The following is a 21,553-nucleotide window of genomic DNA, read 5'->3' on the forward strand; positions in this document are numbered from 1 at the left end:
ACAAAATTAGGCCCTTTGATTTTCTCGGACTTTTTAAAAGCAAACCCAAGCGCAATGCCGACACCTAAAGCAATCAATATTTTCACTTTTAAATTCCTAAAATTGATATAAGAAAACCCACCGAAGTGGGCTTATGCAAATCCTAACTCTCTGCGATTCTGTTTAAAGAACTTCACAAAGGCTTTCTTGCCATCTGGACCATATAGGTAGTCGCCTAAACTTTGGCGCTCATCTACAATCACAAAGTTAGGGTTCAAGTTAACGTTTGGGGCTGCTTGAGCATAAACCTTCGCATTAGCCTGTGCCTGCTTCTCAGCCTGAATGGTTCCACTGTTATTAATCGCATCAAGTGCTCCCATACCAACTCGTTTAGTATTCTGTGGCAACTCACCATACTTATTGATGTAATCAAGATTTTCAGCACCAATTTTTCTTACAGATGCAGCACGAATCATAAATTCTTTATCTGAAGCCATGATCGGGATGCTGTCGCTTGTTCCTGTTCCGGGGCCACGTATCAAACCGCCAGTTGCGTAGCCAGTAGGTGCGGCAACCGAGCTGATAATTGAAGCAATCTGAGCACCCTGAGCCATAGCACCGGCAATTAGCGGAATGTTATAAGGAAATCCTGCTTTTGAGGCTTCAGCAATGTTCTGCCCCATGGCTAAAGCAGCTTGCGCTACAGCAAAGCCTTTTTCAATTGCAAAGGCTGCGGCATAGGCCCTAGATTTTTCACCAAAAATAGCTCCCATCATTGTTGTCATACTGGATGCCATTTGTTCACCATAGCTGAGCTGAAGCTGCATTGATGAGACTTGGTAATCAGTTTCGATTTTCTTCAATCTATCATGATGGGCAAACCATGCTTGTTCCCGAAGCAATGCAATTTCATTTAGATCGGCTGTCGGATCTTGCTCTTGTTGATCAAGATTAGACATCTGAGAATCAAATAATTCTTGGGATTGACCATAACGGCTGAATCGTGTCTGCTCTAATTGCCATTGGTCACCTGTGCCATTCATTTCAGCTTCAGTTTGACCCCAGCTCTGAACTGCACCATTTAAACGGTTTCTAACTTCCTCCTGTTTTTGAAGTCGAAGCATTTGCTGTTTAAAATTACGCTCTTCAAGATTATTAGTCTCAACAAGTCGCAAATGTTCAATTCGATAACGCTCCTCCATTGCTGCAGTTTCAGATAAGAATTGTTCCCGCATCTGGAACATACGCTGCTCTTTTGCCAACTTAACTAAAGCGAGTTCTTGTTGATATTGGCTCTCAAGTAATGCAACAGCTTTTTCCCGATCTTCTTTCGACAACTCCAAATCACGCGCTGCATAAAACTTTTTCTGATCGAAACTCTCTTTTAAAAGTTCCTCTTCAGACTTTCTGAAAGATTCATAATCATTAAGCTTGGTTTTTAAGGCATATTGCGCGATTGCAATATCGTTATCAGCACGCGCTTGGTATTCAGCTTTAAGCTCCTTGGTGCGTTCACTTGAGAAACCAGCTTTATCAATCTCCTCAAGTTTATCTTTAAGATTTTCGCGGATTTTGGTTACTTCATTTGCAACATTAAGCTCAAGTGATTTTCTTAGCTTGGCTTGCTCCTCCAAAAATTCGAAATATTGCTTAAGGTCATCAATTGCATCCGCTGCCCCTTTGTTTTTTAAACCAGAGCCACCAAGACCAACAATCCACTTGTTTACCGATGGTGCAAAGTTGGCAACCTCCTTGTTTCGTGCAGCACCACCTTTAACCTTGCCGCTTTTCGCAAACTGTGCAGAACCTGAAAGACCTGCATTATGCGAGCGAATCGCAGCCTCCCAGCTTCCAAGTTCCTTATATGCTTTAGCTAGATTTTTTGCCACCACCTCAGCAATTACAGGAAGGTTTTTAGAGTCAGCAACACTAATTCCATTATCTTTACGATAATCACTGGTAGTTTGGTAATAACCAATAGCACCGGTCGTACTAACAGCATTTGGATTGCCGCCCGACTCTTGAGCCATTAATCCAGCAAGGTAGTTTTTAGGAATACCGTACTTAGCACCAATCCCATCTAAATCATGCTTAGCGGATAAGCTAGCAACATTTTGCAGCATCTTAAGTTCACTATTACTGTACTGATATTGTTTTTCTTTCTCCTTGGTAATTTTCTTTTCGGCTTCATTTCTGGCATCAATTATTTTATTGCCTTGCTCCTCTATTTTGGTTATTCGTAATGTTTCAGCATAAAGTTGTTTTGCAGCATCCGAATCAAGTGCAACCCCTTTCTTACGCAACTCTTGAGTTACTTCCATTACGGCTTGAATTTGTTTCTCTGAAAGCTTTGTGCGCTCTAATGCCATTTTTTTAAAATTAGCATCAAAGTCACGGTCATAAAGGGTTTTATTAAAGTCCTTTAATTTTTCGTTAAGCTTATCAACTTCGCCTTTTGCATCCTTAGCACCTTGCGCTGCATCAGAAAAACCTTGCTTCGCTTTTGGCCCATTAGCCTGAACCTGCTTTAATTCGCTATTTGCAATGTTGAGTTCTTTTTTTGCCTTATCTGTTTTGGTGGCAAGGCCATCCAGACCGGAAAGCAAACTTGAATCGATAAGAAGGTTAGCTTTAAAAATCTTTGCAACACTTGTTGCATCAATAGTTCCTTTTTTCCAAGCATCAACAGCATCAGTGACCTTTTTTTGCTGTTCCGTAGTGGCATTTAAGGCACCATCCTGTTGCAACAACCAGTCAATGGTTTTACTCATTTCATCGGATAGATTTTTATAGTCACCCGATAGGGCATTAACTATCACCTTTTGGTCAGCAATCTTTTTGGTAGATGTGTCTAACTTGTCGCCATAAATACCTGTTTGTTGGGATACATAGTCAATCTGACGACCAGCCTCATTAGCTCCTGCTTTACCCTTATCAAACTCCTCAAAAAATGCAGATGCTTTTTTAATTTGATCTTCAGTAAAACCGCTCTCGCGCATTTGGATTAATGCCTTACCGGTAGTGATGGCCCCATCTCTAAGACCGGTAGCAATTCTGTTCATTTCCTCTGATTGCTTTTTTTGCTTATCAGTTGAATGTTCAGTTGCGGTAGCTATACCCATTAATGATGCAATAGCTTTATTAGATTGAGACTCAGAATTTTTGAGCTTTTTCTCAAGCATATCTTGTTCACTGATCAATTTAGCCAGTGTTAATTCCTGATACTTTTGAGCCAACTCTGAAACAACCTCAATTTGACTTGAAAGGCTATCATTTACATCATCGCTGCTATCTTTGAACATTAAATAGGTCGCAGCAAGAGCTGCCACAGTTATACCCAAACCCAAAGGTCCGCCAAGAGCACCGACCAAGCTGGTGCTCGTTAACAAGCCCGCTCTTTGCACCGCATTGTTTTGCGCTTGTGCTAATGTTGCTACTTCTGTCGTGGCTGCTAAATTTCCAGTCGCTACAACCTGAGCTTCTCGTGCTGCAACAAATTGGGCTGAAGATGCAACTGTTGTAGCTCCAAGTTGTCGCTCCAATACTGTTAGTTCTGCCGTCATTGATGCTTGGACTTGCTGGAGTTCGGCCATACGTGTCGATGTGGCAATTCGCCCCTGATCATTGATTTGGCTTTTTAAGCGCTGAATTTCCAATTGTTTTTCGGTAGCTACCTGCGCCAAACTTGATTCAATTCGCTGCATTTCAGATGCGATTACCTTACGATCTGCTTGAACCTGCATTTCTGCTGAAACTACCGCATCTCGCGCACGTGTCAATTCTGCCTCTGCCGCAGTCTTTTCCGCTAAGGCTGAGCGTAAGGCTTGAGCAGCCGACACCTTTTCAGTTTCAATACTTGCTGTGGTGGCTACTATAGAGCTGTAAATAGCGACTGTTTTAGCTGCTATTGCTTTGGTTGCATAACCAATACCAATAACGAAAGCACCATTAGCAATCAACTCAAGGTTTTCTGCCAATACTTTAATTGAACCTGATAGCGCATTTGCAGCACCACTACTCTTGCCTGCTTCACCTACAAATTTCGTTACTTCGTTTGAAAGCTGGGTGAATGATTGAGCGATCGTAAAATCTGTTTTAGAAAATAAATCATCCACTGAAGCCTTGGCCTTACCTAATGCCTCAACAAGCACATCACCTGTAATTTTCCCCTCAGCTGCCACTGAGCGCAATTGACCAACAGTAATACCCATACCTTGAGCAATAGCCTTAGCAAGTCCGGGAGCTTGCTCCATAACAGAATTCAGCTCTTCGCCACGTAATACATTCGAAGCTAAGGCTTGTGAAAATTGAATTAATGCAGCTTCAGCAGAGGCAGCAGACCCACCACTAATTGAAATCGCCTTAGCTACAGTTTCGGTTAGGGATGCGGTTTCTGCTTGTGTAATATTTAAACGTTTCGCATTATCAGAAAAACGCTGGTAGATTTGAGCGACGCTATCCCATGCTTGTGCAGTATTTTGGGCAATCTTAAAAGTATCACCCATGGCTTTATTTAGTTCATTTTGATTAACTGTAACCAGTTTTAGTTTATTGGTAAGGCCTGTGTAGGTGTCCATCTTGTTAATAGCAGCACCAATAGTTACAAGCCCACCCATGTAGCCAACTAATTGACGGGTCGCTACAGACATAGAGTCCATAGATCGTGATGCATGATCGCCATTGCGTTCTATGCTTTGAAGTTCTCGCGCTATATTTTGTGCATTGCGTTCAGCATTACGTGAATCAATGACGATTCGCAGTACAGATTCTTGAGCCATTTCACTTTCCTTTAGGCAATAAAAAAGCGCCTAAAGGCGCATTGCAGACAATAAAAAACCGACCTCTTATTGGGTCGGTTTTATTTACCTAAGCTCATTACCACATTCCTAAAGAGAATTTGGCAACCTGTTAAGCATTTAGTGATTTTCTCCAAAAGCACCACTATTTCTCTTACAGTTATTTTTTGCTTTCTCGCTAGCTAAAATATTTTCAGAACTAAGCATTGGATATGAGCCAATATCCTTGTAATACTGGACTCCACTAGCAACACACTTATCGTACTCATTATCTTTAGTGAAAAACATATAAAAAACAAACATAATGGCAGTCAGAAAAACTATACCACCAAAGGTTTTTTTACCGCTTAGTTTCGAATTTATAGGATCTGACACTGTAAACTTGTAGTTAGGATTTACTTCAGGGGTTACTTTTTGTTTTTTAAAACCTTCTCGTTCCTTTTTAGCATTAGAAAACAAATAAAACCATGCTCTTGTTTTATCATTTACTGTTAAATCAACTATATATTTATTAAAGTCAGAAACCTTAGATTGAAAACTCTTTAGATTGGAATACACCTCAAAATCAAGAGACATAAGCTCGTCTTTATTCTCCAAGATATAGTTGTCAATTTTAAGCAACTCATCACCATTCAATGGTGATTTTATATTATCCATATCCACCCTTTTTATCCAGAGAACAAGATACTAATTTTATAGGAAAAAATAAATCCACCGAAGTTGGTTGATTTATGCTTGTCTGAGCCTAACAACAAAGCACATTAAAATAATATTCTTCATCTTAGTCAGCCTTGTTGAAGTTCTTTAAAACTTTATACCTAATGCTCTGATTATTCGCATCAATAACTTCCAGCAATGCACCCTTATAGCCAATAGTTTTTGATTCATTTAAATCATATTCAACATCATTATTAAAAGCTGGGCGCGCTAGGTTGCTAGAGAATTCGCGATAGCCCACATTTATTTTATTTCCAACTTTGCCGCTATATATCAAAGTTTGCTGGAATGAGTTATCTGAAGCTATACCTATGACAGTTTGTTTTGCTTGATGTTCACTAGAGCAACTTTTAGCATTAAATACAGTGACAACGCATAGTTTTCCATCTATGCCAAGCATAACGACTTTAAACGGGTCGGCGAATGGGTTTTTCTGAACCATACCCCCATTCGGGATATTATTGACTGGTTGGTAATAATTTCCCTTTTCATTTTGACCAGTTTTTAAGTAATAACCAGCTGTTAGTGTGTATGCAAGGTTAAGCTTTGTGTTTGCGGGTACTTGCAACATATCTCTATCAATCAATAGTCCTTGCTCAAGCATCTTATCCCCAACAAAAGCGGTATTGATCGTATTTATTGGAGGTTTACTAATATGCTTAGGTGTTGCTTGATAATTATATGCTGGTGATACACACCCACCCAAAACCAATCCAAACCCTAAAACCCCAACCGCTAATAATTTTTTCAAGTGAATACCCCCTTATAAGTATTCACAAGATACTAATTTACTGGATAAAAAGAAACCTCCTGAAAGTGGCTTATTTTTTACTCATCCGCTTTCTTGCATCATCAATAAATAAATTATCCAGCGCAAAAACACATTCTACAAAGATATAAAGCTCACACGGGGCATCATATATCTCAAGGTAAGCTTTGATTGCATTCGCATCCAATGGCATCGAAACACTTTGCTCATATTTCCTAGATCTAGCAATCGTGTTATATGCAGATAAAATAACGTTGGCTGTATAACTATGCTCTGGTGCTTCATCTAATTTGCGACCAAGCTTGTCACGGATCTTCTTCTGGTGGTCGGTTAGTCCCCCATCCCCTGTGTGCCACTGATAGAGCCTGATGACTTTCCCATTATTTCGGCCTGTGCAGTATCTGCATCAATCTGAATTTTTTCCGCATTCGCTTTAACGAACACCCAAATTGCCAAACCAATATCGCCCATATTAAATAACTTGGTTGCATTTTCAGGTGTGCAAGGAGGCTCGATCTCTTTGCCATCTTCGACAAATACAACGCCTTTCCAGTCTGCAATCAGGTGACATGCCGCAGCTTCCAAAAGCAGTTCGTGATACAGCTTATCTTCTGCATTTGCTGTAGAAACATTATAGCCTTTAGAGGCAACTTGGTTTTGTGCTCGCTCATTGGCCACACGAAAAGGCTTGTATCCATCACCACGAATTTTAAATTCAGCCAATACATTACCATCAACATCTTTGTATTCTTTCCAAAGTGCTACTTCTCTACTTTTCTGAATTGCTACTTTTAAAGCCATTTTTTTATCCTAAAAATAAAGCCCCTTTCGGGGCCATGTTTAAGCTGTGGTGCGTGTGATTGTCGGTGCTTCTTTTACGTGACGGAATTCCATGCTTAGGGTGTGATCATCGTTAGCATTGGTATCAGAAAGACCATCATTGTCTAGTTCCAGCTTGGTGAAGTCGAAACCATAAGCATTACCGAGAGTATCTTCAATACCAATTTCCGCAGTCATGGTTTCACGAGTTTCAACGTAAGGAATCCATGCTTTTGAAGCCACTGTTAATGCTAGGGTTACATTCAAAGTGATAAATACCTTTCCTTCTGTGTAGCGATTAGGAATAAGACTTTCACTGCCTAAGCAGGGCTTCGCTGTCAAGTTGTTGTTGATCGTAATGGTGAATGACTCAGCACATGCAGTTCCAGCAGTACTTGCACCATTAATTTTAAAGGTGTTCACATTGATTGATGACATGAATGGTGTTTCTGTTGGCGCCAGTGGTGAAACAACAGGTGTAGCTAATGGTGTTGAATAGCCTGTGGCATTGACGGTTGCGCTTCCGGTAATTTTGCCTTCAGTATCACCTTGAATAGTCAGTTCGCCAATACGACAACCCGAGAACACCTGAATGAGCCCAACCTTTTTATCGTGCTTCACAATTGTATAGGTTGGTAGCGTATCACCACCGATTTCCAATGTCGAAACGGATGGTGTGCCTGAATCAACAAAAAGATTCCCTGCCACGCCTTCAAAAAACATGTCTTGGCTTAGAGCTGACAGATCGTATTCAATATTACCAACCGCTTCACCAGATGTGGCAATCGACCCTTGCTCGAATCGTGTATCAACAATTTCATCTGATTGGGTTAGTGATACTGTCTTTTTCAGTGAATCTGAATTACGGCGCAAGGTATGCCAAACAGGTAATGCCGGTAATGTATTCGGTGTTTCTTCTTTCGCAATGTGGATAACCACATCAGTGCCTTTGGACATGGCATTCGCTCCTTTGATGCATAAAAAGCACCCAAATGGATGCTATGTGGAAAATTTAGGTATAAAAAAACCGCCATGTAGGCGGTGTGGTTCACTTAAATTCTATGAAGCATTACTTCGATATATTGATTTGAATGGCGCTACTTTTACCTCACCACCACATTGAGCACAATGATTATCAAAACCTGCATAATAGATACGCATAAGCTCTGTTATGGTTTTACTTTGCAGATGCTCAAGCGTGCTTGGATCAGAGCTAAGTAGCTTAATTTGATTTAATAATTCTTGTCGCTCGGTTTTGTATCTTAGGTAGTCAGCACCTTCATAAAGAGCTCTAACCTTTTCAGTATTAATTCTCTTCGTAATTTCAAACTCATAATTTTCATGATTCTTTTTTAGTCCTAGGACATTACAAACATAATCAAGTGCATCCTGATGACTATCAAAGGCCTTAATGAATTTGTAATTATGGTTTCTCGATTCCCCATAATCACATGTATGCAACGCATATTCATATAGTTCTTCTGGTAGCATTTCCATTCTAATTCACCCGGTAAGATACACTTACATTGTATTGATAAAAGCTCATAGCAGACTGGTCACCAATCGCTGACGAATGCCCTGCATCAATAATACTTGCTTCTCTTAATTCTAAATCACCTACTTTGTAAAACTCTAGGTGTGATGCCCATAAATCTGCAAGTTCAGATAATTCAAGTGTTCCAGAATGAAGTGGTGCAAATAGTTGAATAAAGATAATACCAACTGTGCGCTTACATGGTTTATCACCAATACCGGTGATAAATGATCCTGCATTACTTACGGTGACCCTTGCCCAGATTTCTTTTTCCGGTGGTTCATAGGTCTTACCGTCTTTCAAAGGATTATTGGCCAGCTGAATATTTGCCTTAGGCATTCCAGTGAATGTACCAACACGTGCAAGAATGGCTTGTAATGCTTCGGTATTGGTCATCATTTGTATTTACTCGCAACTGATTGGTAAGACAAGGCATAAACACCGTTGGGCGCTTGCTGACTCCACCCATTTTCCAAACGTGTGCCGTATGGACTTAATGTCTGTACATAAACAAGACCGCCTATTTTCGCTGTAGATGCAACCTTTAAGCCTTCCGCTAGAGTTGTACCGCCTGATAGGTCAAAACCTTTCTCATACGTATTCTGCGGCGAATCAAGCGTGACTTTATGGGATGCTCGAAATTCACCATCCATTACAGGCGAGCGGACTATGACCTGTTGAATAACCTCACCAATGATCTTTTTATGGTGAGTATCCACATCTCTCAAAACACCTAAAACAAGATTAGTCGGTTTGTTTTTCCATGACACTTAACACCACCTCAACCCTACCTGCTTTTATTTCATAAATAAGAGCGCCATTTTCTACGATAAGGCTCCCATCTACTGCCTGCTTGTGCTTTACGAGATAACCTTTATTTGTATCGCAAAACATCACATGCTGTATTTTAATGCCATCCAGTAAAACACCTTTAACCTTAGGCTCAGATTGCTCTACATCAACATGATAAACACCATCCATGTGCATGGCTTGGTGGATTAGATTTTGATCATCAAGATAAATCATAAATTTCACTCATTAAAAAACCCACCGAGGTGGGTTCTACTAAACTTTTACTTTCTGCAGTTTTTCGTGTACGACATCTAAATTCGTTCTAAATTCTTTTAAATGTTCAAATAAAGTCAACTCATCAACACCCAAGAATTCTCTCTTTTGTCTCTCAATAAATTGATCACTTGTTTCACTTTCTAAAAATAAGTTGGGATAATCCTCTGGGAAATCTAAAATCTTACAATGCTGGATTACCATCCCAAAAGTACCATAAAGCTCTAAAAAGTCTTGTTTAATAAGATTATAATAGCACTCTAGAAACTCTTTCATGTTTCTATCATCAGAGTGACTAGTATTACTCTCAATAATAATTTTTTGAATTTCTTTATTAATATCAGCAGTTTGTTTATCAATTTCTTCATACACTTCTTTTGATCTAGGTCGCTTGGTTTGAAGTGTGATTGCAACCATTAGAAAATTAAAGTTGAGAGATTCTAAAGCATGATACAAATTTAAAGCCTGCTTTTCATTTGAGAGATTTCTATGTTGAATCCGCCAATCACTAAAAAGAACAAATGCAGCGACTGGTGCAAGAAAAGCGGCAGTTAGAGTCAAGGCATCTTTGAGTAGGTCATATGTTTTAGATGGATCAAAATTAGGCCCATCACTTGTCAACCATCCACCAATTAGAAAATATAGAATTGTTAATCCTGCAGCCCACAAGCAAACTCTTTTTATCTTTTCTTCTAAAGTCTTTTTAGTCATAAATCCTCCTAGTTTTAAAGGGATATTACTAGACTTTTCTTAACTGGCAAGTCCAAATACTTCCGGTTGGATCAGCACCAATATTCACCACCTTAAACCGGCCTTTGCTTGTATTCCAGACATCAGTAATCTGTGGCACCTGAGTCACTTCATTTTGCAGCACGACAGCCTTTGAATCTGTCACTTGGTAATCAGTCGGTTTGACCATATCTTTTAGGTACGATCCGAACAACACACCTCTACCGCTATAGGCTTCTACACTAATTATTGGATAAGTCTGCGTTACAAAATCAAGCTCACCTGACTGGATTTCTTTTGAGCATGTGAAGCTATCAACAGCATCAGCAAGATTTTTATCAAATGCTTTAGCTAGCTTGGATTGAATTTTATTTTTGATCATGATTGCTCACTCTCTTCAAACATAGCAAATAAGTCTTGAGCAATTGATTGAATTGAATAGGCTTCAAATTCAGTGCTTGGATTACTTTCACCCATCCGCTTTTTGATTCTTTGCCACACATGAACAGCTTCATGTAGTAGCAATCCATGAATCTCTATAGATGTTCGCTCCGATGTGTCACCGATCTGGACAATGGCATAAGCACTATCCTGATAAAAATCTACCTGAGCACCTGCGCCCATCGATAAAAACTCATCCGAGTCATCCATATCATCAAACAGCAGATCCATATGAAGTTGGTTGCGTGCCAAGGTGTATTTCACGTGCTCAAATGGTGAGATGTACCACTCTGGCACATAGTTGGTGTTGATCATGCTCGAAACACCTCAAACGTAAAACCTTTAGACTTCAAGCCAAGTGAGTCAATAAAGGCCCGAGCAATTTGCTCAAATTCTGATATTTCCACACTACCTTCAGCAAAGCTTTCAGTCACTTGTACCGTATCAGCCTTAACACTCTCACTTGTCGTCTGACGGGCTATGCCGGCATAGATCACACCTGCCTGAATACCTTTGATGATTTCACATGCAGCATCTTTTAATAGCGAATCAATCGGATCAGGAACAAAGCCAACTTCATTCTTCATCCATGTATTTGCTAACTTAATTAAACGAGCCTTATCACCATCATCGGCAAAGTCTGCCCCAAGGATAGATTCAGCTTCGGCAATAGTAATAAAGCTCATGGGTTATTCCTTTGGCAGTTCTACTTTAGCGGCTACTTCCTCAGCCTTTGCTGTTTTGGCTTCAGCAGCGGTAAGTTTTTTGGCTTTTGCTTCAAGGTTTTTCACTTGAGCATTTAGGGCTTCATTATCAGACGTTAGCTTTTTAACTGCTTCGCGTTCTTTATTGAGCTGCTCAGCAAGCTCAACTGACTGTAAATCAAGCTCTTTAATCTTGGTAGATAATGCATCATGTTCAACTTCAGCACCTTGAAGTTTGGTTTTTAGTTCCACACTTTCAGCAACAACCTTTTCGCATTCAGCTTTTGCTTCATCAATGGTGGCTTGTAGTTCAGGTGTAATACCTACTTCCAAATTGACTACTACAGAATCCGTTGAAAACTTTTCACCTTCATACAATTCATGTTGGCCATATTTGAAATCAGATTCATTAATGACTCGAAAATCATCGCCATCTTTAATTTTTACTGTTTTAACTTGCGACATGTAATTCTCCAAAAGAAAGAGCGCGTAAAGCGCTCAATCTAGGTCTTATTAACCTAACAACAAGGCAATATGATCTTGCTTAATTGCCTTCACACCCCAAGCTAGACGGACATGGTAAACAACCTGCATGAACTGACGATACACGGCGATTTCAAAGGCTAGGCCAGTTAATGGATCAACCACTTGAATTACATCATCAGCAGAGTCACCGCCTTCAGGTAGAGCTGGTGCACGAGTTGCTAATGCAATCGCTGAACGAGCAAATGCAACGTTAGCGGTATAAGCATTACCACGAGTAATCGCTACATTATCGGCAGCAGGTAAAAGCAATCCAGACTTATTCAGGGTCAACTCTGTACCAACTAGACCACCTGATACATACTTATTGCCATCACCTGCAAAAGTGACAATATCACCAGCTAAAATTGTGCCTGTGCCACCATCAACCGCAATAGCTGTTGATTTAGTATCTTTTGCACCATTAACCAAATAATCAGCACCCGACCCATTCACGTGTAGACCAGATGCATGAGAGTGACGAATTGCCATGTTCATCACACGATCAGTCATACCATTGCGGAGCATGTCGGCTGAACCCGCTTCATTTACTTTAAATAAACCAGATTGCTTACCGCGCAAGTTGCCAATAGAAGCATGACCCAACACCAACTGAAGATCAGTTCGAGGCGAACCGTTTTCTTCCAGAATACGTAATACCCCCGAGAAATCAGATAGGTCAGCAGCTGTGCCAAAAGGCGTAGATCCAGCAGTCCCGTATGCACGAGATGCATTTTTATATGCTTCTAAATGCACATCTGATTCAATTTCATTCACCAGTGTGCGCATTGCTTGGTAGAAGCGATCAGCCTGAATTGTGCTGAACGTACCAGCATTTGAAAGACCTTTGGTTTCTTCACCATTCCAGCGCACTGGTACGTGGCGCGATTTGGTGATTTGTGCGTCCACATGGTCGATATTGGTATCGCCAGTATTTGGAGCATTTGCCCCCGGCACTGTGTCCTGCGCTGTAACTTCAGTGGTCACTGGTACACGAACGTTTTGACCTACTGCTGCACGTTCAATACCTGAGTCACGTGAAACAGCAGGAATATAACCTGTTAATTCTCGCGAGACTTGGTCTAGTGCTTCATAAATATCAGGAATTAAACCTGTAAGAGTATTAGCCATTTACTAATTTTCCTTTTAAAAATTAATCTGTAATTTTTCCGCCATCACGCATGAAGCCAGAGCGGTCACTTGGCGGTAATTGTTCAAACTGTTGGCGTGACATGGATTTACCACCACCTTGACCACCATTGTTTGTGAATCCACCACCCGAACCTTGACCACCTTTTAAGATCGAATCTTTATGCTGGTATCCACCAACCAAAGTTTCTAAAGCTTCATCAAAGTCAGCGACTTCACCGGGGCGGGTGCGTGAATAGATTTTTTGACCATCGGCACCAACGGCCACGACTTTGCCATTTTCGATTTGGAAGTTTTTTCCAAACGTGGCCTGAATCATGTCTACTGGCACTGCAATGTTGTCTTGAATAAACTTAGAACGAGCGAAGCCACCGCCAATCAATTCACCATGTAATTGCTGTTGCACAGCATCACGTTCAGTGGTTAATTGTTGAATTTGCGGTTCGTAGGTCTTTTTAAGGGCATCAGTAATTTCGGCTTTCACCTTGTCTACTTCACCTGCATCCACAAGTTTTTTAGCATCCAAGTTTTGAACAATATTTAACGCTTCTTTTACTTTTACAGGATCAAGCCCTTCAAAAGCTTTGGCCTGCGCTTCAAATTGCTCTTTGGCTTCACGATGAGTTTTGGCCTCGCCATTTAAACGGCTGATTGTTGCCACGGTGTGGGCTGCATCATGTGGTGCTTCCTTCCCATCTTCATGAATGTAAATAGGTTGATCACCAGCCACTTCGGCATAAGTCTTGCCTTCGATAGTTACTGTTTTAAGTTTCATAAGTCATCCGACCCTTTTTAGTGAGCATCCGCTCGTTACGCTGTAGGCATCCGCTTTCAGCAGGCAATAAAAAAGCACCCGGTTGGGTGCTGTGATTTGTATAAAGATTTTGTTTTTTAATATTGGAGAATCATCTCTATATATTTGTACTCTTCTTTAGGTAAACGCTTATTAAAAATACAATATACATATTCTGAATTACTCTCATCAAATTCATGTGCTTCATAACCACTAATCAAAAATTTATTTCGATGATAAGTATAAATTAAATAGTGTAAATCCTTATAGAATTTCCAAAAGTTCACATTATCAAAACACTCTGAAAGTACCCCTGATTCATAGTGGTTTAATCTCATGGATCTCCCACTCTCATCACACCAATATTTATCTAGTCTAGATAAGACATCATTTTCAACAGACTCCATTTCCTTTTTGGATACATTATATAAAAACTGAAAAGCACAAAATAAATAGTAAGTTGGATTAGCTGAACTATAAGATCTAGATCTTAAATCCCCACCTGTTATGCCAACTTTTGTAAAATTAGGACTTCTAGTGTCAGCTCCTAAATATAGCCATTTTTTATCAGATAACATATTTTGTGTTGTGTCATGCCATTGAGCTACGAGTTTATAGTCATTCCAATCATTAAAGTCATCATCCTCTTCGTTATATGTGCTTCTCTTTCTCAAAGAATACCTCTTCAAATTTTCCTAGTTAGTAAAGCCTTCTATACACTAGTCTAAAAAGAGAATATTTATTACACAATACTGAGAGGTATAAATAATAGGTAATTTTTACATATACTTGGGTATGTATGGTTTTCTCACAATCCTAGTTCTTTAAATACACTTTCATCTAAAGCCTTAAGCTCAGCCAGCGTATAACCACGTTTATTCAGCGGATCGGCAAACTTATCAATGCTGTACTCGCCTTTTTTATAAAGCTCATACTTCGATTTACCCAACCAAGTGCGCTGAAAGAACTCATCTGATTGTTCAAAAAACTCTTTGAATGATGTGTTTGCATCCAGCTGTCCAATTAAGTGCTTACGCTCCTCTTTTGGAATATCCTTAACCTTGCGCTCATCCATCACAAATGGACGTACACCACCAATGTTTCCGTCCTTATCACAACCAACATAAGTTGTACGGTTATGGGGGTGTACTGGAAAACGCGGTCTAGTCGGATCATCAATGTGATAAACACGGCCATCAACTGAGGCACAGTACTTACAGGTGCGACCATCTAATGTGGCCACAACTTTCACATACTCATATCCAAGCGCTTTATATACATCGATATAAGCAGCATTCGATACATGACTACGCGCAGTCCTGACTTGCCGCTCAATGACATGGCGCTCTGACTGAAGTAAGCCATCCTTATAATCAAGTGACTTTCGCCCTTTAATTCGATTGATAATCTGCTGATTCGTCTGACCCTGTGAAAAGCCATCACGAATGACGTACTCCACCTTCTTACGCAAATTGGCGGCAATATCAGCAAAAAGATAATCAACCAATTGACCACCCGAGAAAGGTGTCTTTTTAGCTTTTTGATATATCTTTTCACCATCGGTTTTAAGCGTTTCGCCCATCAGAGCAACGGTATAACCAGCCTCATAAACTGCCAAGGCAATAGCTGATTGCTCAAATATTGCAGGTAGCTCTGTACTTAATGAAGAAAACCACTCGTTTAAAGTGGCTTTGATTTCCTCAATATTCCGACTGGCTTTTGCTCTGCTTGAAAAGTTAAGACCCTGTAATGCTTTACGCTCTGAATCGGTTAGATCTTCAAACAGCTCACCCAATTTAAGCAACTGCTCATTGGATAATTGATCAAAGACTTTGATCAGATCATTTACGCTCTGAGAGGATGCCCGATATAGATACGCTTGATGTTGGCTCAGCGCATCAAGTAAGGCTTTTTGCGCTGAATCACTCATCTTTATTCATCCATATTATTAGAGCCATCATTACGTTGCTCTATTTTCTTCTCAATTTCTTCCCATTTTTCTTCCGAGAAGATCCCAGTCTGTTCGTACTGATACCAAACTTCCCAAGGCAAGTTTCCACCCACACAGGCCTCATAAAGACGCTTAGCGCGTTCCTCACTGAATTTAGGCTTGTTGAAGTCTTGCGAAATGACATAGTTCAGTTCATCAGGACTTAAATCATGATTTGGTAATGAGAACTTTGCGCACCACCGTAAAGCCATTTGAAAGGCTTCACTGATATTTGATACGGCGAGTGATAAAACTGAATGTTGCACAGAGTCTTCATTATCGGCTTGAGTCGCAGTCTTATTTGCCGATCCAACCTCAATAAGTCGAGCACCCATTTCTTTCATCTGTGCCCATTTATCAGTCATGAGGGTTTTGGCAAGGTTATTTTCTTTTGCTTGAACAATCTCAACCTTTGTTGGGAATCCCGAACGTCCACCAATAGCCAAGCCATCCTCTTTGATAATCTTATATTGCTCAGTACTGATATTTGGCATTGAAATGATTGGCTGACCCACAATAAAACCTGATTCTTCAACATCGGCACTATTGCGATAATGTGCCAAATTGATATCAGCAAGTTCTAATAAGGGTGCATTTCCAATCTCATCTGTATTGTCTACAGCACCAAGAAATGTGAATGGAATGTATGACCATGTTTTACCATGATAATCGGTAGGAGTGTATTTGGCCCCTTCTATCCATTCGCCCTTTTCATTCTGCGTATAGATTTGAACTGTATACACATGACCCGTTTCAGTTTCTTCTAAACGTAATACACGATACTGATCTTTAATTTCACGACCAAAACCATCGGCACTTCGAGTAGCTACAGATTCTCGAATCTTTACAAACGAAGTCTTTTTCTGATTCCCGACAATAATATGGTCCCAGTCTTCAACCGAAGCTGCTTTCAAAATATGAATCATCGGGAAAGCATTTTTTAACTTGTCCTCAGCACGGTTTCGAGAAGGTGCAACTTGTGGATAATCTACATAAACACCACAGCGATAATGCTTTGAGATAAGTCGCAGTGAGTGCTGTGATGCTTGATAAATACTTCGACCTGAACCATCTGCATTTCGATCTAGATATTCCAAATCATCTGGACGCTTAAAATCAGGCAGTTTATTAAATGCCGATCCAACATGACTATTCAAAGTTCGTCCAGTCACACCATAAAATACAGCACGATCTAAATACTCTTCATACCGATCCTTATCCCCATCCCCAAAAGTAATAGGAACGGGTAAATAGGTTTTACCTTTTGCCTTAACTGCTTTCTGACCTTCACAAACATCATCTACTTTTGTCCAAAGATCGATGTGCTTGAGATAATCAGCATGTTTAGATGTAATGCCTTTCATCTTCTTCTTCCAAAAATAGGGATATCAAGTCGGGTGACTGGTTTAATAATTGGGAAACGCTTAGCTAATGGGTAACCACCAGCATCACCAACGTGATCAAGCCCAGATTTCTTATCTGGCATACCAAAATCGTCGTAAACCTGTTGCTCTAAGGTTTCAGTAAAACGTGGACATTTATTCGTATTCACCAATAGCGTACGTTCATTATCACCATTTAGAATGAGTGCATTCACCGCATTGATACGATCTTTAATGGCTGGGTTTATTCCATCAACCTCAACTGTAAATCCTTTATCACGTAAAATTTGATGATCCGACTCACTACTATTTTTTGATGAAGTCGATTGCCCTGCGGCATCTGGTATTACCGTCATTTCATGAAATGGAAAACGCTCAATAAGTAATGTGGCCATCGTCGGTGTATCACGTACACCAACCATTTCATCTAACGCCAATGGCTTACCCTCACGAATAACATAAACCACGGCAGCCATTTTTAAGACGTTGAAGTCCATCCCGATGATCAGATGTTCACCTGATTTAATTTCTTCATCGGTATGATTTAGTTTTCGATCAAAGTCTGGATATACAGCACCACTGGTTAAATTGACAAACTGCCCACGCAAATACGCTGAAATCAACTGAGGTGGGTAGGATTCATATAACGATGAAATATAATCATCGGGTAAATTGGCTTCATTGTCATAAGTAGAAGCCTGAATCATTCCATACAGCGCACGCTTTGCAGGGGTTAAATTCGCCTCTTTTACAAACTGCTGATGTGTGAACTTAAATCCCTCAGGTGTAGTTGCAACATCAATACCATTTATAAGACCGGGATGTTTCACACGCATACGAGCGATAATTTTCCGCCATGCTTGCTGGGCCTTTACGGTAGGCATAACATCCAGCTCATCAATCAAAGCGTGGCCAATCTTAAAACCTACAATCGTTTGAGGCTTTTCCATAGATCGACAAATAATTGTGCTTCGATACTGACGACCATAGTAGATATCAACTTCTTTATTTGATTCGTAAATCTTAGTCTTCAAACCCCAGTCAAATGCCACCTCATCAATAGTCGGAAAGAAGATATCCCGAATCTGCGGATAGGTTGGTGCAAAGTAACCTAGTGGCACTTTAGGGAATTCCCAAGATTTATCGCAAAGACTTGAACAACCTACCCACGTTTTTCCTGATCCAAATCCAGCGACAAATGCACGAAACTTATTTTCAAGCTGTAAAAAATTAGCCTGAGGTACATTCAGGGTCGGATTGATGTTCGGCATTTTCTTTACTCGCATCTACGACCTGAATGGTCACTTTGACTGGAGTAGGATCATCAGCCCCTTCACCATCACCGTTTTTAATCTTGTCAATTTCAAGTTGCTTCAGCTGAGCATCTAATAATTGAATTTCATAACCCTGCATCTCATCTTTGATTTGCTTTATCAGTTTGGTTTTCATGACGCGATTACCAGTAAGACCGTCATACATTTTCTGTAATTCAGTAAGACGAACAGCTTTATTGGCCAGAGGAATGTCATGAATATTGGTTTGAAAATCTTTCCTAGTTCGAGTAAAGAGATCCTTTAATTTTTTACTCATATTCCTACAAGTTGCTTTTGTCGGATCATATGAAGCGACCTGTTGTCGCTCAATTTCTATGCCAAATTCTTGTCTTACATCATCTACAACCTGTTGAGGGGTATCAAAGCAAGCAAGAGACTGAACTATAAAGATTTTTACAGGCTCCTTTAGTGTTGCCATAAATGCCTCTTTGTAAGACTACGTAAGACTAAATAGGCAAAAAAAAGAGCCATTAGGCTCAATTAATCACACACGTTCCACAACACGCAGCAATATTAGTTTCTGAAACAAACGGCGCATTCTTCGCAATTTCTAAAAGTCGTTTTACTGACTCGTCAGCACCCCATCGTTTTGTTTCACCGAAGAACACCTCAACATCGTGACCAGCTAAATAGTGTTTAGGCAGACCAGTGTTATCACTATAGATCGGTTCACCATCTGCATCACGTTCTACGCCAATGTGATACAGCTCATGCTCGATGAGCCGGCAGAATTCACGGTCAGTTGTGTTTTCACAATAACTGGCATCAATCGTGATGAGATAAACAGGTACAGCACCAAACCAATCTCGCATCTGCTGTTCTTGTCGCGCCTTCTTCCAACCGCCCTGGTTAAACATAACTTTTTCACATTGGCCCAATACCATACGTTTTTTTGCCATACATGCAGATGATGCCCAAGCAAATGCTAAAAATGTTTCATCATCATGCAGCAGCTCTGCAATGTGGTCATGGTCAGGGTTATGAAGTTCACCACCAATGGTCAGCCAATTTTTAATGACCCATTCTTTTAATTCCACGGCGGGTGCAAGGCGTATTGTTTCTTCTTCCCCTGCCTGATCAATCAGGTTCATCGGTGGAAATGGTCTGACCTGTTCCATCTTCTAATCTCTTTAATTGACCCTGAATCCAGCGAATCGCATACCCAGATTCAATATGATCTGGTTCAAAACGCACAAATGTGTATCCCATCTCTTCAGCAAGATCATATTTATAAAATGCGTTTGCTATCTTTTTTCCACCACGACCGACAGACCAAGGACTACCAGCTATTTCGATAAGAAGTCTTAACTTCACGATATGAAAATCAAAGCGCCAGTGCTTAGTAGGTTCAAATTGAAATTTGCGTTCATAGCCGATCGAATGTTCTTCTAATTCTTGAAATAAGGTTTCTTCTGCTTCTAAGTACACTTCTTTTGCCTTCGGTAGTGGTTTGGCACGAGCTTTTGTTTTGGGTGGGCGTTTCTTTGTTTTCCAGAAGTAGCTATCAGCATCCATAAATTTCACTCATAAAAAAACCACCCCTAGGTGGTTTATGTAAAACTTAATTAGCATTTTTTTCAATATATCGGGTTAGGCCTTTTTCTAATTCCTCAACCTCTGTCCCATCAATCTTACCGTTATAGTAAATTAAATAACGTACGTCATCACGATCAATATGATGCAAATAGAATATTTCCTTCTCTACCTCACCTGTGACTTGATTCAATTTAGTTCTTGTAAAATTTAAAGGACTTAAATCAGCGTCCTTTGGTTTTTCTTCAAAGACTAATTGGAATTGACCATTACTTTCTTTAAATGCCTCAAGAATTATAGCTTCCACAGATCCACCCTACGCCTAGCGATTTTCTAAAGTATTAATTATGAAATTGATACTTTGGGATTAATTCATACTATTCAAGAGTTCTGTGAAATAAATCAGATATATAAAGTCTGCCGCAAATTCTTAATCTGCTCTTTCAAGCGAATCATAATATTGTCCATAGCGACCAATTCACCATGTCTTAAGCCTGCCCGACTCAAATTCTGATACTTACTCAGTTCATCACAACAGAACTGCAAATCTTTTTTAGCTTGTACACGATCTGTCATGATTACCTCGAATAGAAAAGAAAAACCCCTCAACATCTAGAATGCGAGGGGCTTTTATGTGCCGTAATACGTTCGGCTATTTAGAAACTTCTTTCAAACAATCTCGACAAACATTAGTTTCTTTGTCGCTAATCGGGTATTCAACCTCAGTTGCACCATGTAAACCAAACAAACAGAACAGGAGTTGGAGCATATTGTTTCTCCATGCAAAAAAAAAGCCCACACAAAAATGATCATGTGAACCATAACTAAGGACCTTGGAAGGTCAGAAACCACAGCTAGTTTCTGATGGCTATTTTCCACATCAGCCCGACAACTTACAGTGGCGAAATATATCAAACATTAAAATAATGCTAAATAAATCAAATTATTAGCTATTCTTAACCTATTGTTTAGAGCAAATAAAAAGCCTGATCAATGACCAATCTTTCGTTGTTATATCTGGTGGATTTCCACCATTTTAAAGGTTTCGAATTCGAAAGGTTTAAAAGGCTCGATTTCGTACCATTTAAAACTGGCAGATTCGCCATAATTAGAATTTGGCGCCCCGATATTACTTACACAGAAAACATTTATCGGGGCATTTTACAATCCTCACATTTCTGTGAGCATTTGTGGTACTTCTCGTCTTTCCGAGTGTCAATCGATTCACTTAGTTAGATGATGTATAACTTCTATCTAACTAATAGAAAAATTACTCGGAATTTGCTATCCAATCAAT

Annotated in this window: 25 protein-coding genes; all 25 read right to left on the minus strand. The window is 39.9% G+C overall.

The genetic code is table 11. The annotated features are described in order from the left end of the window. Window positions 1-131: 131 nt before the first annotated feature. Window positions 132-4,757 carry a tape measure protein gene (locus B9T24_RS09900; RefSeq protein WP_086165620.1) on the minus strand — a complete coding sequence of 1,542 codons (4,626 nt, stop codon included), beginning with the start codon at window positions 4,755-4,757 and terminating at the stop codon, window positions 132-134. 138 nt (window positions 4,758-4,895) lie between these two features. Further along, entirely contained in the window at window positions 4,896-5,438 is a 543-nt protein-coding gene (locus B9T24_RS09905) for a hypothetical protein (protein WP_143223743.1), read from the minus strand. A gap of 118 nt (window positions 5,439-5,556) precedes the next feature. Further along, the gene (locus B9T24_RS09910; protein ID WP_086165622.1) at window positions 5,557-6,243 is read right to left on the minus strand and encodes a hypothetical protein; all 687 of its coding nucleotides are present in this window, start codon (window positions 6,241-6,243) and stop codon (window positions 5,557-5,559) included. A gap of 348 nt (window positions 6,244-6,591) precedes the next feature. Next, the gene (locus tag B9T24_RS09920) at window positions 6,592-7,062 is read right to left on the minus strand and encodes a hypothetical protein (protein WP_086165624.1); all 471 of its coding nucleotides are present in this window, start codon (window positions 7,060-7,062) and stop codon (window positions 6,592-6,594) included. Between the two features lie 39 nt (window positions 7,063-7,101). Further along, window positions 7,102-8,037 (minus strand): phage tail tube protein, encoded by a 936-nt coding sequence (locus B9T24_RS09925; RefSeq protein WP_086165625.1) that lies wholly within the window; start codon window positions 8,035-8,037, stop codon window positions 7,102-7,104. Between the two features lie 102 nt (window positions 8,038-8,139). Then, on the minus strand, window positions 8,140-8,577 hold the full coding sequence (locus tag B9T24_RS09930) for a hypothetical protein (RefSeq protein WP_086165626.1): 438 nt from the start codon (window positions 8,575-8,577) through the stop codon (window positions 8,140-8,142). A 1-nt stretch (window position 8,578) separates the two neighbouring features. Then, the gene (locus tag B9T24_RS09935; protein ID WP_086165627.1) at window positions 8,579-9,013 is read right to left on the minus strand and encodes a phage tail terminator-like protein; all 435 of its coding nucleotides are present in this window, start codon (window positions 9,011-9,013) and stop codon (window positions 8,579-8,581) included. Continuing rightward, window positions 9,010-9,384: a hypothetical protein gene (locus B9T24_RS09940; protein ID WP_086165628.1), complete on the minus strand. Its 375-nt coding sequence runs from the start codon at window positions 9,382-9,384 to the stop codon at window positions 9,010-9,012. The genes B9T24_RS09935 and B9T24_RS09940 overlap by 4 nt, the downstream gene beginning before the upstream one ends. Further along, window positions 9,359-9,640: a hypothetical protein gene (locus tag B9T24_RS09945; protein WP_086165629.1), complete on the minus strand. Its 282-nt coding sequence runs from the start codon at window positions 9,638-9,640 to the stop codon at window positions 9,359-9,361. The genes B9T24_RS09940 and B9T24_RS09945 overlap by 26 nt, the downstream gene beginning before the upstream one ends. A gap of 39 nt (window positions 9,641-9,679) precedes the next feature. Continuing rightward, window positions 9,680-10,390, minus strand: coding sequence for a hypothetical protein (locus tag B9T24_RS09950; protein ID WP_086165630.1), 711 nt, complete (start codon window positions 10,388-10,390; stop codon window positions 9,680-9,682). A 28-nt stretch (window positions 10,391-10,418) separates the two neighbouring features. Further along, window positions 10,419-10,790 carry a glutamate 5-kinase gene (locus B9T24_RS09955; protein WP_416224358.1) on the minus strand — a complete coding sequence of 124 codons (372 nt, stop codon included), beginning with the start codon at window positions 10,788-10,790 and terminating at the stop codon, window positions 10,419-10,421. After that, entirely contained in the window at window positions 10,787-11,164 is a 378-nt protein-coding gene (locus B9T24_RS09960; protein WP_086165631.1) for a hypothetical protein, read from the minus strand. The genes B9T24_RS09955 and B9T24_RS09960 overlap by 4 nt, the downstream gene beginning before the upstream one ends. Then, entirely contained in the window at window positions 11,161-11,535 is a 375-nt protein-coding gene (locus B9T24_RS09965) for a hypothetical protein (RefSeq protein ID WP_086165632.1), read from the minus strand. Before B9T24_RS09965 ends, B9T24_RS09960 begins: the two co-directional genes overlap by 4 nt. A 3-nt stretch (window positions 11,536-11,538) precedes the next feature. Then, a complete protein-coding gene (locus B9T24_RS09970) occupies window positions 11,539-12,018 on the minus strand; it encodes a hypothetical protein (protein ID WP_228145703.1) in 480 nt (159 codons plus the stop codon). A 48-nt stretch (window positions 12,019-12,066) separates the two neighbouring features. After that, window positions 12,067-13,206 carry a P22 phage major capsid protein family protein gene (locus B9T24_RS09975; protein ID WP_086165633.1) on the minus strand — a complete coding sequence of 380 codons (1,140 nt, stop codon included), beginning with the start codon at window positions 13,204-13,206 and terminating at the stop codon, window positions 12,067-12,069. A gap of 22 nt (window positions 13,207-13,228) precedes the next feature. Further along, window positions 13,229-13,999, minus strand: coding sequence for a DUF6651 domain-containing protein (locus tag B9T24_RS09980; RefSeq protein ID WP_086165634.1), 771 nt, complete (start codon window positions 13,997-13,999; stop codon window positions 13,229-13,231). A 116-nt stretch (window positions 14,000-14,115) separates the two neighbouring features. Next, window positions 14,116-14,691: a hypothetical protein gene (locus B9T24_RS09985; protein WP_086165635.1), complete on the minus strand. Its 576-nt coding sequence runs from the start codon at window positions 14,689-14,691 to the stop codon at window positions 14,116-14,118. Between the two features lie 134 nt (window positions 14,692-14,825). Then, window positions 14,826-15,947, minus strand: a complete 1,122-nt coding sequence (locus B9T24_RS09990; protein WP_086165636.1) for a minor capsid protein — start codon at window positions 15,945-15,947, stop codon at window positions 14,826-14,828. Between the two features lie 2 nt (window positions 15,948-15,949). Next, entirely contained in the window at window positions 15,950-17,371 is a 1,422-nt protein-coding gene (locus B9T24_RS09995) for a DUF4055 domain-containing protein (protein WP_086165637.1), read from the minus strand. After that, window positions 17,368-18,660: a terminase large subunit domain-containing protein gene (locus B9T24_RS10000; protein ID WP_068887934.1), complete on the minus strand. Its 1,293-nt coding sequence runs from the start codon at window positions 18,658-18,660 to the stop codon at window positions 17,368-17,370. The genes B9T24_RS09995 and B9T24_RS10000 overlap by 4 nt, the downstream gene beginning before the upstream one ends. After that, window positions 18,620-19,141, minus strand: a complete 522-nt coding sequence (locus B9T24_RS10005; protein WP_086165638.1) for a DUF2280 domain-containing protein — start codon at window positions 19,139-19,141, stop codon at window positions 18,620-18,622. The genes B9T24_RS10000 and B9T24_RS10005 overlap by 41 nt, the downstream gene beginning before the upstream one ends. A gap of 58 nt (window positions 19,142-19,199) precedes the next feature. Beyond that, window positions 19,200-19,841 (minus strand): putative metallopeptidase, encoded by a 642-nt coding sequence (locus B9T24_RS10010; RefSeq protein ID WP_086165639.1) that lies wholly within the window; start codon window positions 19,839-19,841, stop codon window positions 19,200-19,202. Continuing rightward, complete coding sequence (locus B9T24_RS10015) at window positions 19,801-20,238, minus strand: hypothetical protein (protein WP_086165640.1); 438 nt, start codon at window positions 20,236-20,238, stop codon at window positions 19,801-19,803. The genes B9T24_RS10010 and B9T24_RS10015 overlap by 41 nt, the downstream gene beginning before the upstream one ends. A gap of 46 nt (window positions 20,239-20,284) precedes the next feature. Then, window positions 20,285-20,563, minus strand: a complete 279-nt coding sequence (locus B9T24_RS10020) for a hypothetical protein (RefSeq protein WP_086165641.1) — start codon at window positions 20,561-20,563, stop codon at window positions 20,285-20,287. Window positions 20,564-20,658: 95 nt separating this feature from the next. Beyond that, complete coding sequence (locus tag B9T24_RS16910; RefSeq protein ID WP_171264889.1) at window positions 20,659-20,832, minus strand: hypothetical protein; 174 nt, start codon at window positions 20,830-20,832, stop codon at window positions 20,659-20,661. Window positions 20,833-21,553 lie beyond the last annotated feature (721 nt).

Source organism: Acinetobacter sp. ANC 4654, assembly GCF_002135425.1.
Taxonomy (GTDB): domain Bacteria; phylum Pseudomonadota; class Gammaproteobacteria; order Pseudomonadales; family Moraxellaceae; genus Acinetobacter; species Acinetobacter kyonggiensis.

Coding starts and splice junctions, on each gene's coding strand:
- B9T24_RS09900 (WP_086165620.1), bottom strand. CDS start 4,757: ATGGCTCAAGAATCTGTACTGCGAATCGTCATTGATTCACGTAATGCT.
- B9T24_RS09920 (WP_086165624.1), bottom strand. CDS start 7,062: ATGGCTTTAAAAGTAGCAATTCAGAAAAGTAGAGAAGTAGCACTTTGG.
- B9T24_RS09925 (WP_086165625.1), bottom strand. CDS start 8,037: ATGTCCAAAGGCACTGATGTGGTTATCCACATTGCGAAAGAAGAAACA.
- B9T24_RS09930 (WP_086165626.1), bottom strand. CDS start 8,577: ATGGAAATGCTACCAGAAGAACTATATGAATATGCGTTGCATACATGT.
- B9T24_RS09935 (WP_086165627.1), bottom strand. CDS start 9,013: ATGATGACCAATACCGAAGCATTACAAGCCATTCTTGCACGTGTTGGT.
- B9T24_RS09945 (WP_086165629.1), bottom strand. CDS start 9,640: ATGATTTATCTTGATGATCAAAATCTAATCCACCAAGCCATGCACATG.
- B9T24_RS09950 (WP_086165630.1), bottom strand. CDS start 10,390: ATGACTAAAAAGACTTTAGAAGAAAAGATAAAAAGAGTTTGCTTGTGG.
- B9T24_RS09955 (WP_416224358.1), bottom strand. CDS start 10,790: ATGATCAAAAATAAAATTCAATCCAAGCTAGCTAAAGCATTTGATAAA.
- B9T24_RS09960 (WP_086165631.1), bottom strand. CDS start 11,164: ATGATCAACACCAACTATGTGCCAGAGTGGTACATCTCACCATTTGAG.
- B9T24_RS09965 (WP_086165632.1), bottom strand. CDS start 11,535: ATGAGCTTTATTACTATTGCCGAAGCTGAATCTATCCTTGGGGCAGAC.
- B9T24_RS09970 (WP_228145703.1), bottom strand. CDS start 12,018: ATGTCGCAAGTTAAAACAGTAAAAATTAAAGATGGCGATGATTTTCGA.
- B9T24_RS09975 (WP_086165633.1), bottom strand. CDS start 13,206: ATGGCTAATACTCTTACAGGTTTAATTCCTGATATTTATGAAGCACTA.
- B9T24_RS09980 (WP_086165634.1), bottom strand. CDS start 13,999: ATGAAACTTAAAACAGTAACTATCGAAGGCAAGACTTATGCCGAAGTG.
- B9T24_RS09990 (WP_086165636.1), bottom strand. CDS start 15,947: ATGAGTGATTCAGCGCAAAAAGCCTTACTTGATGCGCTGAGCCAACAT.
- B9T24_RS09995 (WP_086165637.1), bottom strand. CDS start 17,371: ATGAAAGGCATTACATCTAAACATGCTGATTATCTCAAGCACATCGAT.
- B9T24_RS10000 (WP_068887934.1), bottom strand. CDS start 18,660: ATGCCGAACATCAATCCGACCCTGAATGTACCTCAGGCTAATTTTTTA.
- B9T24_RS10005 (WP_086165638.1), bottom strand. CDS start 19,141: ATGGCAACACTAAAGGAGCCTGTAAAAATCTTTATAGTTCAGTCTCTT.
- B9T24_RS10010 (WP_086165639.1), bottom strand. CDS start 19,841: ATGGAACAGGTCAGACCATTTCCACCGATGAACCTGATTGATCAGGCA.
- B9T24_RS10015 (WP_086165640.1), bottom strand. CDS start 20,238: ATGGATGCTGATAGCTACTTCTGGAAAACAAAGAAACGCCCACCCAAA.
- B9T24_RS16910 (WP_171264889.1), bottom strand. CDS start 20,832: ATGACAGATCGTGTACAAGCTAAAAAAGATTTGCAGTTCTGTTGTGAT.